This window comes from Streptomyces sp. NPDC048479, assembly GCF_040651435.1.
In the GTDB taxonomy this organism is placed as follows: Bacteria; Actinomycetota; Actinomycetes; order Streptomycetales; family Streptomycetaceae; genus Streptomyces.
The window spans coordinates 447,905-460,688 of record NZ_JBEZKA010000002.1; the positions used below are offsets into that span (position 1 = coordinate 447,905).

A 12,784-nucleotide genomic window follows, 5' to 3' on the forward strand; every position below is an offset into this window, starting at 1 on the left:
CATGCTGAGATGCGACTGACTCAACAGCTCAATGGCGTGCTCGGGGAGGGCAATGTGGCGCATACCGCCATGTCTGGTTCCGGAACCACTGCAGGTGACGATCCCCTCCAGACCGCGGTATGGCGGCTGCGCTCGCGCGGCTGTTGGACCGATGCGGCAGTCCTGCTCGAAGCCCACACAGCGAATCCCGCCGCAGCACTCGAGCGGGCCGGACTGCTCGTCGAGCGCTGTCTGTTCACCGCCGACGGCTGGGCGGACGCCGAGGACGCGCTGCGTACGGCCGAGGCCGTGGCCCGGGACGACGACGAACGCGGCGGCGCGGCCTGCGAGCGCGGGAGGCTCGCCTACGCGGCGACCCGCCTCGGCGTACGCGACCGGGCCGACGAGGCCCGCTCCGCACTCGGCAGGGCCGCGGCACTGCTCGCCCCCACCTCGCCCAGGCGCCCGCTGCTCGACTTCCGCCGCGGGCTGGTCGCCGAGCACATCGCCGACTCGCCGCAGGCGGCCCGCGCCGCGTACCAGCGGGCGCACGCCGGAGCCACCGCGCAGGATGACACGCTGCTGCTCTCCTTCACGTGGCATCATCTGGCCGGACTCGCCCTGCGGGACGGTGAGTTGGCGGAGGCTCGGCACGGCTTCTCCGAGTCGCTGCGGATCCGCGAGGAGCTCGGCTACCTGATCGGCACGGCCCCTTCGCTGGCAGCGCTGGCCGACTGCGAACCGGAACCGGACGCAAGCCGCTTGCGGGCGGAGGCGGGCCGGCTGTTCCGCCTGCTGGGCGGCGTACCGGTCTGGCTGGCAACTCAACTGGCCCCGGCGACCTCCACCGTGCCGCTCGAGACCTCACCGGCCCAGCCCGAGCCTGCGGCATGATCGAGCCTGCGGCATGATCGAGCCTGCGGCATGATCGAGCCTGCGGCATGATCGGGCCTGGGGGGATGGTCGGGCCGGGGCATGATCGGGCGCGCGGCATGATCGGGGCGCATGAGCGCTCAGCATGACTTCCTCGACCGCCACTTCGGCCTGCGAGACCGTACGGCGCTGATCACCGGCGGCAGTTCCGGCATCGGCCGCGCCATCGCGGAGGCACTCGCATCGGCGGGCGCGCGGGTAGTGGTGCTGGCGCGGCGCGAGGCTCCGCTGCGTACGGCCGTCGAGGAACTCCGCGCGGCGGGCCACCAGGCCGACTGGGTGGCCGCCGACCTCGGCGACCGGGACGCGCTGCGGGCCGCGGCCGAGCGGGCGGTCGGTTTCGTCGGCGAGCCGGACATCCTGGTCACGGCCGCCGGCGTCAACCACCGTCCGCCGCTGGACGATCTGACCGAGGCGCAGTGGGACACGACGATGTCCCTGAACCTGGACGCGCCGTTCCTGCTCGGGCAGCGCTTCGGCCCGTCGATGGCGGGCCGCGGCTGGGGCCGGATCATCCACCTCGCCTCGCAGCAGTCGGTTCGGGCCTTCGGCGCCAGTGGCGCGTACGGGGTGTCGAAGGCAGCGGTCTCCGCGCTGGCCCGCTCCCAGGCGGAGGCGTGGTCGCGGCACGGCGTCTGCGTCAATGCCCTCGCGCCCGGGTTCGTCCGTACGCCACTGACCCGTGCGGTGTTCGACGATCCGGTCCGTACGGAGGCGATGGCGGCGCGCACGATGGCGGGCCGCAACGGCGAGCCGGCTGATCTGACGGGCGCGGCGGTCTTCCTGGCGAGCGACGCCGCACGGTATACGACGGGCCAGACCTTGTTCGTGGACGGCGGCTTCTCCGTCACCTAGCGTGGACCTCCCCGCAAAGGGAGGGTTCAGTGAAGGCACGTCGCCCGGACCACCACGTTCCGGATCCCCGATCGCCCTGGGACGAGATCACGACCGGCCTCTGGATGGGTGGCCATGTCTGGGAGGACGACCGGAACCGGCGCCTCAATGCTGTTGTGGAACGCGAATTCGACCTGGTGATCAGCCTGTTCACCCGCGTCGGCCACGGTCCGCCGGACGGGGTCGAACACCATGTCGCCCCGATCCCGGACGACTGGCTGACCTCCGAGCAGATCGACCGGGTCCGCGGGCTGGCAGTGCTGGCCGCCGATGCGGTACGCGCCGGGCGCACCGTGCTCGTGCGCTGCTACTCCGGCTACAACAGATCAGGCCTGGTGGTGGCCCAGACGCTGATCGAGCTCGGCCACGACGGCACGGGGGCGATCGACCTGATCCGGCGCCGACGCTCCTCGTACGCCCTGCACAACCTCGCCTTCGAGCGATACCTCATGACCGGGCTGGACATCGCCTCACTGCTGACCGGCCTGGAGTCGCCGCCCTGAGCCCCCGGCTCACACCAGCCAGGACAGTGTCCTCTCCGGATTCATGACGAGCAGTACGACGACGACGGTCACGACCACCCCGAAGACTCCCCAGCCCCGCCGCCTGCGCGCCTGCCGCTGCCGGGACGGCCAAGCCCGCCACGCCTCGGGCTCCGCGCGCACCGCCGCCCTCTTCCCCCACCCGCGCGGACGGCGCTGCCGCCGGACGGCCTCCTCGTCCTCGAGCCGCAGCCGCTCGGTCACCATCCGCGCCCGCGCGGAGGGCTCCTTCGGCGCGGCGAGGCGTGCGGGCCCTTCGCTCTCGCGCTGGAACTCCTCCCACGCCTCGTCGGGTATGGATGACTCCGGCAGCTCCGCGGACATGAATGGCCCCCCGTTTGTTCGGACTTCGTCAACGGCGGCACAGAATAATGCAGCAAACCGACATCCGCGCGCACGGTCTTACCGATGTGCCCCGGGGGAACTGCCCGGAGCCGGACTCAGGAGACGGTGCCGGCCATCGCTCCGCCCCCGGTGGCGACGCCACCCCTCGGCTTGGGTGCGGAGAAGGGAGGCGTGTCCTGCAGGCACGTTGTTCCGACCGGGGGGAGGGTGCCATCGATGACGTAGCGGCTCTCGTAGTTCTTGACGCAGCTGCTGGGGTTGAGCAGCGCGGTGTGCCCGTATCCGTTGTGGGTGAGCAGGCGGGCGTTGGCCAGTTCTCTGGCCATGGCCTGGGTGCCCGAGTAGGGGGTGGCGGGGTCGTAGGTGGTGCCGACCAGAAGGACGGGGTGCGCCGTCGGCTTGTTCCACGGGCCGCGATAGCTGTTGGCCACTGTGGCCGGCCAGTCGGCACACCCCTCGGCGGCCCAGGTCCAGAAGCGTCCGGCGTCGCCCGCACGGGTCGCGCTGGCCTCCTCCATGGCGTGGTAGGCAGCGGGGTCACGGGGATTGGGGCTGTCGCTGCAGAACACCGCACCGGCCTGTTCATCGCCCAGGTACGGGTTCGGATTCGGGACCGGTGGTGCGGATGGAAGAGGGGACGGCTCCGGAACGCGGCCCTGCCACAGGTTCTGCAGCCTGCCGGCGAGGCCCGTCCATCCGGGGTGGACAATGTAGAGGCTGTTCACGACGTCACCGACCGTACGGCCATAGGTCCATGCACCCAGGGGATGCCCCCTCAGCCGCCGCATCAGCTGGTCGAACTTGTCCCGGGTCGCTTTGGGGCTGCCGGCGGAGAAGGCGCAGCGGGCGGTGGTGGTGGACCCGCAGAGGGCGAGGAACTTGTCCAGGACTGCTGCCGCGCCGCGGTCCGCGCCCATGCGCAGGAATGTTGTGAGCCGGGGGTCGTCGTCGGAGGCGTGGGTCCAGGCCTGGGGGTCGACGTTGCTGTCAAGAACCATGGCGCGGACCTTGCCGGGGAAGAGGTTGGCGTAGGTGGCGCCCAGGAACGTGCCGTAGGAGATCCCGAGGTAGGTGAGTTGTCGGTCGCCCACCGCCTGGCGGAGCTGGTCGAGGTCGCGAGCGGTGTCGGCGGTCGACACATGGCGCAGGAGCTCGGGGTCACGCTGCTGACAGCGCCGGGCCAGATCCTTGTACGCGGCGATCCAGGTCTTCCGCTGCTGTTCGCCCACCGGGAAGCCGGCCGGTTTGCCCGCACTCCACGCGTCGGCTTCCTTGCGACTGTCGAAGCAGTTCACCGCGGTGCTGCTGCCGATCCCGCGTGGATCCCAGCTGACGATGTCGAACCGCTCCCGTACCTCGCGCGGGAAGAACTCGTAATTCTGTGGCATCTGCACCGTTCCGGGCCCGCCAGGTCCGCCGGGGTTGAAGAACAGGGTGCCGATGCGCCGTCCGGGGCCGGTTGCCTTCCGTTTGACGACTGCCAGCTCGATGGTGCGACGACCGGGGTTGAGGTAGTCCAGCGGCACCTTCGCGGTCGCGCAGTCGAACCGACTGCCCTGGACGCAGGGTCTCCAGTCCAGCTTCGGGGCGGGCACCGAAGGTGACGGCGCACCGCCGGCCGCGGCGAGGTCCGGCCCGGTGAATACCGCCGAGCAGATCACCGCCGCAGCGGTGGCCGCGGCATAACGCCGGCGGCCCGCTATGCATCTGGGTATGCGCATACTCTGTTCCTCCGCCTTCACGGCTGAGCGCCCGATGCCACCAACACCCTGGACGTCGGCACGCATCCGCATCAACAGCACCGCGGCCCGACGAGGCGCACAAGCCAACCGCGGCCGAATGCGCCGAGCTGCTCGAGGGCGCGTACATCGTCGGCCGAGACCGGCGTCGGGCGGATGCCGTCAGCCGTCCGCGCCGGTGAAGTGCTCCCGCACCAGCGACTGCACCACCGCAAGGTCCTGCGCCACCAGGGCCTCCAGCAGCGCCATGTGTTCCGCCGCGTCCGCCACCAGGTCAGCCCTGCGGGTGACCGGTGCGCTCGTCAGCGGCCACTGGGAGCGGCGGTGGAGGTCGTCCGCCACCATCACCAATTGCTGGTTTCCGGACAGGGTGAGTACCGCGCGGTGGAAGGCGCGGTCCGTCTCCGCGTACGCCGCGCGGTCGCCCGTCGCCGCCGCCACTGCCGTCGCGTCGGCCAGCGGGCGCAGCGCCGCCCAGCGGGTGGCGGGGACCGTGCGGGCCAGGCGGAGCATGACCGGGACCTCGAGCATGGCGCGGACCTCGGCGAGCTCGGCCAGCTCGCGGGCGGTGCGTACCGCGACGCGGAAGCCGCGGTTGGGGACCACCTCGACCGCGCCCTCGATCGCCAGCTGCTGCATCGCCTCGCGTACCGGGGTCGCCGAGACGCCGAAGCGCTCGCCGAGGACCGGGGCCGAGTAGACCTCGCCGGGGATCAAATCGCCGTCGACGAGGGCGGTGCGCAGGGCTTCGAGGATCTGGCCGCGGACCGAATAGCGCTGAACCGTGCGGGGCGCGGGCGGCTCGCTGTGGGTGTGCTCGCCCCGGACCTGTTCCGGGATGCGGGCCTGTTCCGGGGTGAGGGCCTGTTCCGGGATGCGGGCCTGTTCCGGGGTGAGGGGACGCGCGGGCTGCCCGCTACCTGCCTGTTCGGGGACGGGTGCGGACGCGTACGGCTGCGGCGTCGCGGCATCGCGCGCTCGGGCCTGCTCCACTCGAGTCCTCCTCCGGCCGGGTTCCGGGGCCCCGCCGGCGAGTGCAGGGCCCCTGAGCACGATAGGCGGACGGGGCCACAGTTCAAACATCGATCGCGTCGGGTAAGGTAAGGCTAACCTGCTAATGATCGCGATACGGTGGTCCCTGCATGACCGTTCCCGCCCTGTTGCCCACCCTCACCTCACCCGTCGAGGACGCGTATGCCCGCCTGGCCGAGGTCTACCCCGGGCTGCGCGTACGGGAGCTCATGGACGGCGAGCAGGCCCCGTCCGGCGCCGGCTGGGTGGGCGCGGACGAGCTCGCGGCCGGTGGGCCCGCGCTTGACGGCTTCCTCGCCTGGGACAACGCACAGGTCCTGCGGGACTACGGACAGCAGGCCCGACCCGATGTGATCGCCGGCTTCGGTCTGCACCGTTACGCCTGGCCGGCCTGTCTGCTGATCACGGTGCCCTGGTTTCTGCACCGCCGGGTGCCACGGGTGCCCGTCGAGGATGTCGCCTTCCAGCGCGTGGCGGGGCAGATGACGGTACGGGTGAGGGAATTCGCCTGCCTGCCGGACGACCCCGCCGCGCAGCTGCCCGGCGCCCGTGTCGTACAGGACGAGGAAGCGCTGCGCGCCGAGGTGCGCTCCGCCGTCGCCGAGCACATCGGGCCCGTCCTGGACGGCTTCCGGCCGCGGATGCGCCGCGGCAGGCGTGCGCTGTGGGGCATGGCGACCGACGAGATCGCCGAGGGCCTCTGGTACATCGCGCATCTGCTCGGCGCGGAGCGGCGTGCCGTACTGGAGCTCGAGCAGCTGCTGCCGGGCGCCACCGAGCCGTACGTCGGCACCGCCGGCTTCCGTGAGCTCACCGGGCCGAACGGCGAGCAGCTGCCGACCCGCGACCGGGCCGGCTGCTGCCTCTTCTACACGCTCCGGCCCGAGGACACCTGCGTCACCTGTCCGCGTACGTGCGACGCCGACCGCGTGAGGAAGCTCCAGCCGAGCGTCTGATCTCCCGCACGCCCTGCGTCACGCCATCCGACCGGGTGAGGTAAATCGAACCAACTCCCCTTATGCATACGACAGTTCGACGAGATCGCACCTATCTGTATGTCGTACAGCCCCATTGGCGTTCTCTTGCCCCGAAACCCCTTGGACACGCTGCGACTTCGGACACTATGGCGGCCGAAACGCTCTACCGCGATGCAAGGGACACCGCCCATGAGACTGACCGACATATCGCTGGACTGGCTGCTTCCTGGCGGCGTGATGCTCCTGGGAGTCCTGGTCGCGGTGACGGTGCTCGCGCGCGGCAAGCGCACCGGCGACAAGGCCTCGCCCGAGGACTCCTGGGAGCGCAGCGAGGAGCGCCGCAGGCGCAAGGAGGCGGTCTATGGCACGGCCTCCTATGTGCTCCTGTTCTGCTGTGCCGCGGTCGCCGCCGCACTCTCCTTCCACGGCCTCGTCGGCTTCGGCCAGCAGAATCTCAACCTCAGCGGGGGCTGGGAGTATCTGGTCCCCTTCGGGCTCGACGGCGCGGCGATGTTCTGCTCGGTGCTCGCGGTGCGCGAGGCCAGCCACGGCGACGCGGCGCTCGGCTCGCGGATGCTGGTGTGGCTGTTCGCGGGCGCGGCAGCGTGGTTCAACTGGGTACACGCACCACGGGGGTTCGGCCATGACGGCGCCCCTCAGTTCTTCTCCGGGATGTCGCTGTCGGCCGCGGTCCTGTTCGACCGGGCGCTCAAGCAGACTCGCCGGGCGGCGCTGCGCGAGCAGGGCCTGGTTCCCCGGCCGCTGCCGCAGATCCGCGTCGTGCGCTGGCTGCGCGCTCCCCGGGAGACCTTCGGCGCCTGGTCGCTGATGCTTCTGGAGGGCGTACGCACCCTGGACCAGGCGGTCGACGAGGTCCGCGAGGACCGCCGGGAGAAGGAGCAGGACCGACTCCGCCGACGAGGCCGGGAGAAGCTGGAGCGGGCGCAGATCAGGGCGCTCAGTCGGCAGCACCGGGCCTGGGGGCGCGGACGCACCCACCGCATGCCCGAGCTGTCTTCGGAGCTTCCCGCCCTGGGCTCCGCGACTGGTTCGACGCAGGCCGTCTCCGGCACTGCCGGGTCCGCCGCGGAGCCGGCCCTGCCAGAGCCGGGACAACTGCCGCTTCGTCCCCGGCCCTCCCTCCAGGCCGTGAAGATGACCGATGGCTCTGAGCCGCGCACGGTCGACCTCACCGCCGAGGACGACACCCAGACGCTGCCGCGGCTGGACTCTCTGGAGCAGAAGCTCACTGATCTGGAGCGGCAGTTCGGCTGAGTGCACGGTCAGGAGGATTCACGCGAAGGCCGGCCTGCGACTGTCAGGCCGGCCTTTCGTACAGCTCGAACCAGACCACCTTGCCCACGCCGTGTGTCCGTACACCCCACGCGTCGGCGAGGCTCTGCACCAGGACGAGTCCCCTGCCGTTCGTGCCGAGTTGGCCGACCGGTTCACGCAGGACAGGCAGTCCGGCCATGAAATCCCGCACCTCCACACGGAGTGTGGAAGCCGCGACGGTGGCCGTGACCACCGCTCCGTGATCGGTATGGATCAGCGCATTGGTCACCAGCTCGCTCGCGAGCAGCTCCGCCACATCTGCCCCGTCCGGATTCCCCCAGTGCCGCAGCAAATCCCGCAGCGCACGTCGTACTTCCGGAACGGATGTAAGATCCGCGCACCCTAATCGGCGGTGCAGCCGGCTCTCCGGTTCTCCTTCCGCCCCAGGTTCCCGGCCATGCCCGCTTGCGGCAGGACCGGCCCCTCTCTGACGCCCAGTCATCATCCCCACCCGCACGTCGAAACGACCCTTTCTCCGGTTTTCTCGGAACTACCCCTTCTGCCGAACACGTTCACGAGATGCATGCCCCACGCGGGGAACACCACTCATGTCCATTCATCAACGAACCAGGGCCGCCGAGAGGGAGTCCGTCCCGGGCGTCAGGGCCTCCGCACGTTCCGCAGATTCGAGCGCGCCATCTGGACCATGCGGCCCACGCCACCGTCCAGCACGATCTTGCTGGCGGAGAGCGCGAAGCCCGTCACCATCTCGGCGCTGATCTTCGGCGGGATGGAGAGCGCGTTCGGGTCGGTGACCACATCCACGAGTGCCGGGCCCTTGTGCCTGAAAGCGTCCTTCAGCGCGCCCGCGAGCTGCTTCGGCTTCTCCACCCGTACGCCGTACGCCCCCGCCGCCCGCGCGATCGCCGCGAAGTCGGGATTGCGGTTGGTGGTTCCGTACGACGGAAGTCCCGCCACCAGCATCTCCAGCTCCACCATGCTCAGAGAGGAGTTGTTGAACAGGACGATCTTCACCGGCAGGTCGTACTGGACGAGGGTGAGGAAGTCGCCCATCAGCATGGCGAACCCGCCGTCCCCCGACATCGAGACGACCTGGCGGTTCCGGTCGATGAACTGCGCGCCGATCGCCTGCGGCAGGGCGTTCGCCATCGAGCCATGGCTGAACGAACCGATGATCCTGCGGCGGCCGTTGGGCGAGATATAGCGGGCCGCCCACACATTGCACATGCCCGTGTCCACGGTGAACACCGCGTCCTGGTCGGCGAGTTCATCCAGCACGGAGGCGACGTACTCGGGATGGATCGGGGTGTGCTTCTCCACCTTGCGGGTGTACGCCTTGATCACGCCCTCGAGCGCGTCGGCGTGCTTCTTCAGCATCTTGTCGAGGAACCTGCGGTCCGACTTGGCGCGCACGCGCGGCGTAAGACAGCGCAGTGTCTCGCGCACTTCGCCCCAGACGGCCAGGTCGAGCTTGGAGCGGCGGCCGAGGTGTTCGGGCCTGATATCGACCTGGGCGATCTTGACGTCGTCGGGGAGGAAGGCGTTGTACGGGAAGTCCGTGCCGAGCAGGATCAGCAGATCGCACTCGTGGGTGGCCTCGTAGGCGGCGCCGTAGCCGAGCAGTCCGCTCATGCCGACGTCATACGGGTTGTCGTACTGAATCCACTCCTTGCCGCGCAGCGCGTGCCCGACCGGGGACTTGATGCGCTCCGCAAACTGCATGACCTCGGCGTGCGCGCCCGCCGTACCGCTGCCGCAGAAGAGCGTGACCCGCTTCGCCTCGTCGATCATCTGCACCAGTTTGTCGATCTCGGTGTCCCCCGGTCGTACGGTGGGGCGTGAGGTGACCAGTGCGTGCTCGATCGACTTCTCCGGGGCGGCGTGCGATGCGATGTCGCCGGGGAGCGAGACGACGCTGACACCGCTCCGGCCGATCGCGTGCTGGATCGCGGTCTGCACGAGGCGCGGCATCTGCTGCGGGTTGGAGATCATCTCGCAGTAGTGGCTGCACTCGCGGAACAGCTGGTCGGGGTGGGTCTCCTGGAAGTAGCCGAGGCCGATCTCGCCGGAAGGGATGTGCGAAGCGAGGGCGAGTACCGGCGCCATGGAGCGGTGGGCGTCGTACAGACCGTTGATGAGGTGCAGGTTGCCGGGGCCGCAGGAGCCGGCGCAGGCGGCGAGCTTCCCGGTGATCTGTGCCTCGGCGCCGGCCGCGAAGGCGGCGACCTCCTCGTGCCTGACCTGGATCCAGTCGATGGCGGAGTTGCGACGGATGGCGTCGACGACGGGGTTGAGACTGTCGCCGACGACTCCGTACAGCCGCTGGACACCGGCGCGGACAAGGATGTCGACGAACTGCTCCGCCACGTTCTGCTTGGCCATGGAACGCACCCTTTCTCGGCTTCGGCCTGCTTCGGCCTGCTTCGGCCTGCTTCGGCCTGCTTCGGGCCTGAAGGTCCATCAACCCATGGCGGACACGGTTACGCCTCCCAGACTGCGACAGCCGTACGATCGTCGGCGTATCCCTTCACCCTCAGCTGGGTGTCGGCGAGGAACGTGGCCAGCCCCGGCGGCCGGGCGGGCGCCCAGCGCTCGGCGAGCACATCGGCCAGGGCAGCCTCCCCGCGCAGTGGCTCGGCCAGTCCGCTGCTGCACAGCAGCAGGGTGTCACCGGGGCGGGCCACGGAGGCGCGGAATCGGAACGGTTCGGCGGGTGGCGGTGGCGGGGCCTCCATGTACGGGGACGGGTCCGTCGCGATCCCCAGGTCCATGGTGAGCCGGTCGCCGTCGGGGGTCTCGGCGGGCGTGTCGGGGGGCGCCGAGCCGTATCCGACGACGGGTTCTCCGGTCACCGCGGCGGGCTCGGGGACATGCGGCTCGATGTCCTGCCAGGCGCCGTCGCGAAGACGGAAGAGACCGCCGCCGCCCACTCCGAAGAACACACGCGTACGGCACTCGGGGTCGGCGGAGAGCAGCAGACACCGGAGGTTCGCGGTGTACTCCTCGGGTTCCACACCGAGCTCGGCGGCGCGGGCGCGCAGCTTGCCGAAGCTGCGGTCGGTGAGCCGGTGCAGACCCGACTTGAGATCGCCCCGGCGGCCGGCCCGGATGTCCTCGACGAGGCGGGCGTGGCTGCGGCCGACGGCACCGCCTATCCAGCGGCAGGCGTCGGCGGCGGCGAGATGGGCCCCTTCGGCGGCGCGGGCACCGCTGGCCACGGCGACCAGGACGAGCGCGGCCTCGCCGCTGCCGAAGCGCGCGGTGAGCAGGGCGTCGCGGCGCGGCTCGCCGCGGTAGCGCGCGGAGTCCCCGCGGACGGAGGCGGCGCGCAGGGTGTACGTGCCGTAATGGGCCCCGTCGAGCACGGTGTCGGCGACGAGGTTGTCCAGCTCGTGCGGCTGGGCCGCGGGCAGCGCGGTGGGCTCGGCGTCATAGGTGGGCGGTCCGCCACCGACGTACGCGACGTAGGGGCGCGGCTCCACGAGACCCGCGTCGGGCGGCGGCAGGGGCGGCTCTTCGGCAGTCTGCGGCGGGGCGGGCAGGTGTGGCTCCGCGGAAACCAGCGGCGGTACGGGTGTCGAGCTCGGTGCCTCGAGGCCTTGCGGCGGTACGGGCGCAGCGTGCCGTGCCGCAGGGGCGGGGGTGGGCGGGGGCGGCTCCGCGGAAACCCGCGGCGGTACCGGCGGGTGCGGTGCCGAAGGGGCGGGCGCGTCCTCGAAGTGCTCGTCCGGGGCGGTCGCTCGTCCGGGCGGGCCTTCGCGCCGGGGCGGCTCTACGCCGGCAACCGGGGGAATGTCGCGTACCGCGTCCGGCCGGGTGGCCGGGTGGCCGGGCGCCACGGGGGCGGCGGGCGCGGCGGGCGCGGCGCCGAAGGTCTCTGCCGGGACCGGCAGTTGCCCGCGCGAGACCTCCGGCCGCTGCGGCCGGTCCGCTTCCCGGGGCAGTACGACGTCGGGCCGCGGCGGCGGGGCTTCCCCCCTGGATGCGGCATCCGACCGGGGCGGCTCGGCCTCTCCGCGCGGTGCGACGTCGGGCCTCGGCGGGCGGGCTGCCTCCCGGGACGCCGCATCCGGCCGGGGCGGCTCGGCCTCTCCGCGCGGTGCGACGTCGGGCCTCGGCGGGCGGGCTGCCTCCCGGGACGCCGCGTCCGGCAGGGGCGGCTCGGGCGGCGGAGCCGGCCGGAATGTGGGCGGCTGGTCGGAGGCGGTCGGCCGTTCCCACGCCGCGCGTTGCCGTGGCGGCGTCGCAGGACGGTGCGGGATGTCCGGCTCGGCGGGCGCCGCCGCATCCGTGGGGCGCGCCTCCCACCAGGCGCGCGGGCGCCATCTGCCGCGATCGCCCGGACCGCGGGGGTCGTCCGGCTCCGCCGGCGCGGGTGTGCTCTCCGCGGCCACCGCATCCGCCGCGGAGTCGAAACGGTCGTCCAGCGTGTCGCGCGTGGGCGCCGCGGGACCGATGTCCGGGGCGGACTCGTCGTACAGCCGGTTCCACCATTCGTCCTCGGTGGCGGGCCTCTCCCCCTGCTGACTCATGCCCTTATTGTCCACCGCACGGGCCGTACGAAAACGGGGCATCCCGAAAAAAGAAATATGCGGCAAGTGGTCCGCCGGGCGCCCCAACCCCCCACGGGAAGGACGCCCGGCGGACCGTTTCGTGGTCAGCGCACGGCGTATGCGTTGGCCACGAGCTGGGTGACGGAGTTGCCGTGGGCGTCCGTCAGTTCGGCCTTCAGGGTGACCGGTTTGCCCGCCGCGCCCGCGTGGTTCACGGTCGCGGTCCATGCGCCGCCACCAGGACCCTGCCTCCGGTGACAAGGGTGACCGTGGCCGGCCTGTCCCCCTGCTGTGCGGCGGCATCGCTGCCGGCCAGGGCTCTCTTCGCGGTCGTGTCGTCCTGCGACCCAGCGGCCGCCGACGGCGCGACCGCCGTGACGGCCAGGAGGGCGGCGGTCGCCGCCCCCAGTGCCGTACGCGATATCGGGCGCATCACTCTCCCCATCTGAATCCGGCACAGATAGGCATGAAATACCCTGTTGCCGGAGGCTGTT

The 12,784-nt window shown here is 71.3% G+C and carries 12 protein-coding genes; 6 read left to right on the top strand and 6 right to left on the bottom strand.

Annotated features, from left to right (window positions below):
- Nucleotides 1–9: 9 nt before the first annotated feature.
- The 3 genes from AB0D12_RS04920 (at nucleotide 10) to AB0D12_RS04930 (ending at nucleotide 2,309) form a co-directional block, all read left to right on the top strand.
- Nucleotides 10–873 carry a hypothetical protein gene (locus tag AB0D12_RS04920; RefSeq protein ID WP_362677126.1) on the top strand — a complete coding sequence of 288 codons (864 nt, stop codon included), beginning with the start codon at nucleotides 10–12 and terminating at the stop codon, nucleotides 871–873.
- A gap of 111 nt (nucleotides 874–984) precedes the next feature.
- The gene (locus AB0D12_RS04925) at nucleotides 985–1,767 is read left to right on the top strand and encodes an SDR family oxidoreductase (protein WP_362677128.1); all 783 of its coding nucleotides are present in this window, start codon (nucleotides 985–987) and stop codon (nucleotides 1,765–1,767) included.
- Between the two features lie 29 nt (nucleotides 1,768–1,796).
- Nucleotides 1,797–2,309, top strand: coding sequence for a protein phosphatase (locus AB0D12_RS04930; protein WP_362677130.1), 513 nt, complete (start codon nucleotides 1,797–1,799; stop codon nucleotides 2,307–2,309).
- A gap of 9 nt (nucleotides 2,310–2,318) precedes the next feature.
- Here the strand turns inward: AB0D12_RS04930 and AB0D12_RS04935 are convergent, their stop codons facing one another.
- The 3 genes from AB0D12_RS04935 to AB0D12_RS04945 all read right to left on the bottom strand — a co-directional run bounded on the left by AB0D12_RS04935 (nucleotide 2,319) and on the right by AB0D12_RS04945 (nucleotide 5,425).
- Nucleotides 2,319–2,672, bottom strand: coding sequence for a hypothetical protein (locus AB0D12_RS04935; RefSeq protein WP_362677132.1), 354 nt, complete (start codon nucleotides 2,670–2,672; stop codon nucleotides 2,319–2,321).
- Nucleotides 2,673–2,788: 116 nt separating this feature from the next.
- Nucleotides 2,789–4,414, bottom strand: coding sequence for an alpha/beta fold hydrolase (locus tag AB0D12_RS04940; RefSeq protein WP_362677134.1), 1,626 nt, complete (start codon nucleotides 4,412–4,414; stop codon nucleotides 2,789–2,791).
- A 180-nt stretch (nucleotides 4,415–4,594) separates the two neighbouring features.
- Nucleotides 4,595–5,425 (bottom strand): GntR family transcriptional regulator, encoded by an 831-nt coding sequence (locus tag AB0D12_RS04945; protein ID WP_362677136.1) that lies wholly within the window; start codon nucleotides 5,423–5,425, stop codon nucleotides 4,595–4,597.
- Nucleotides 5,426–5,574: 149 nt separating this feature from the next.
- Between AB0D12_RS04945 and AB0D12_RS04950 the strand changes: the two genes are divergently transcribed.
- Together AB0D12_RS04950 and AB0D12_RS04955 are read left to right on the top strand one after the other, a co-directional pair.
- Nucleotides 5,575–6,420, top strand: coding sequence for a (2Fe-2S)-binding protein (locus AB0D12_RS04950; RefSeq protein ID WP_362677138.1), 846 nt, complete (start codon nucleotides 5,575–5,577; stop codon nucleotides 6,418–6,420).
- A gap of 210 nt (nucleotides 6,421–6,630) precedes the next feature.
- Complete coding sequence (locus AB0D12_RS04955) at nucleotides 6,631–7,716, top strand: DUF2637 domain-containing protein (protein ID WP_362677140.1); 1,086 nt, start codon at nucleotides 6,631–6,633, stop codon at nucleotides 7,714–7,716.
- 43 nt (nucleotides 7,717–7,759) lie between these two features.
- On the opposite strand, the gene AB0D12_RS04960 is transcribed toward AB0D12_RS04955, so the two are convergent.
- From AB0D12_RS04960 to AB0D12_RS04970, 3 genes are all read right to left on the bottom strand, one after another.
- Nucleotides 7,760–8,218 carry an ATP-binding protein gene (locus AB0D12_RS04960; RefSeq protein WP_362677142.1) on the bottom strand — a complete coding sequence of 153 codons (459 nt, stop codon included), beginning with the start codon at nucleotides 8,216–8,218 and terminating at the stop codon, nucleotides 7,760–7,762.
- Nucleotides 8,219–8,376: 158 nt separating this feature from the next.
- Complete coding sequence (locus AB0D12_RS04965) at nucleotides 8,377–10,119, bottom strand: pyruvate dehydrogenase (RefSeq protein WP_362677144.1); 1,743 nt, start codon at nucleotides 10,117–10,119, stop codon at nucleotides 8,377–8,379.
- 98 nt (nucleotides 10,120–10,217) lie between these two features.
- Nucleotides 10,218–12,269: a protein phosphatase 2C domain-containing protein gene (locus AB0D12_RS04970; RefSeq protein ID WP_362677146.1), complete on the bottom strand. Its 2,052-nt coding sequence runs from the start codon at nucleotides 12,267–12,269 to the stop codon at nucleotides 10,218–10,220.
- A gap of 275 nt (nucleotides 12,270–12,544) precedes the next feature.
- On the opposite strand from AB0D12_RS04970, the gene AB0D12_RS04975 reads away from it, so the two are divergent.
- On the top strand, nucleotides 12,545–12,739 hold the full coding sequence (locus tag AB0D12_RS04975) for a hypothetical protein (protein WP_362677148.1): 195 nt from the start codon (nucleotides 12,545–12,547) through the stop codon (nucleotides 12,737–12,739).
- The last annotated feature ends 45 nt before the right edge of the window (nucleotides 12,740–12,784 follow it).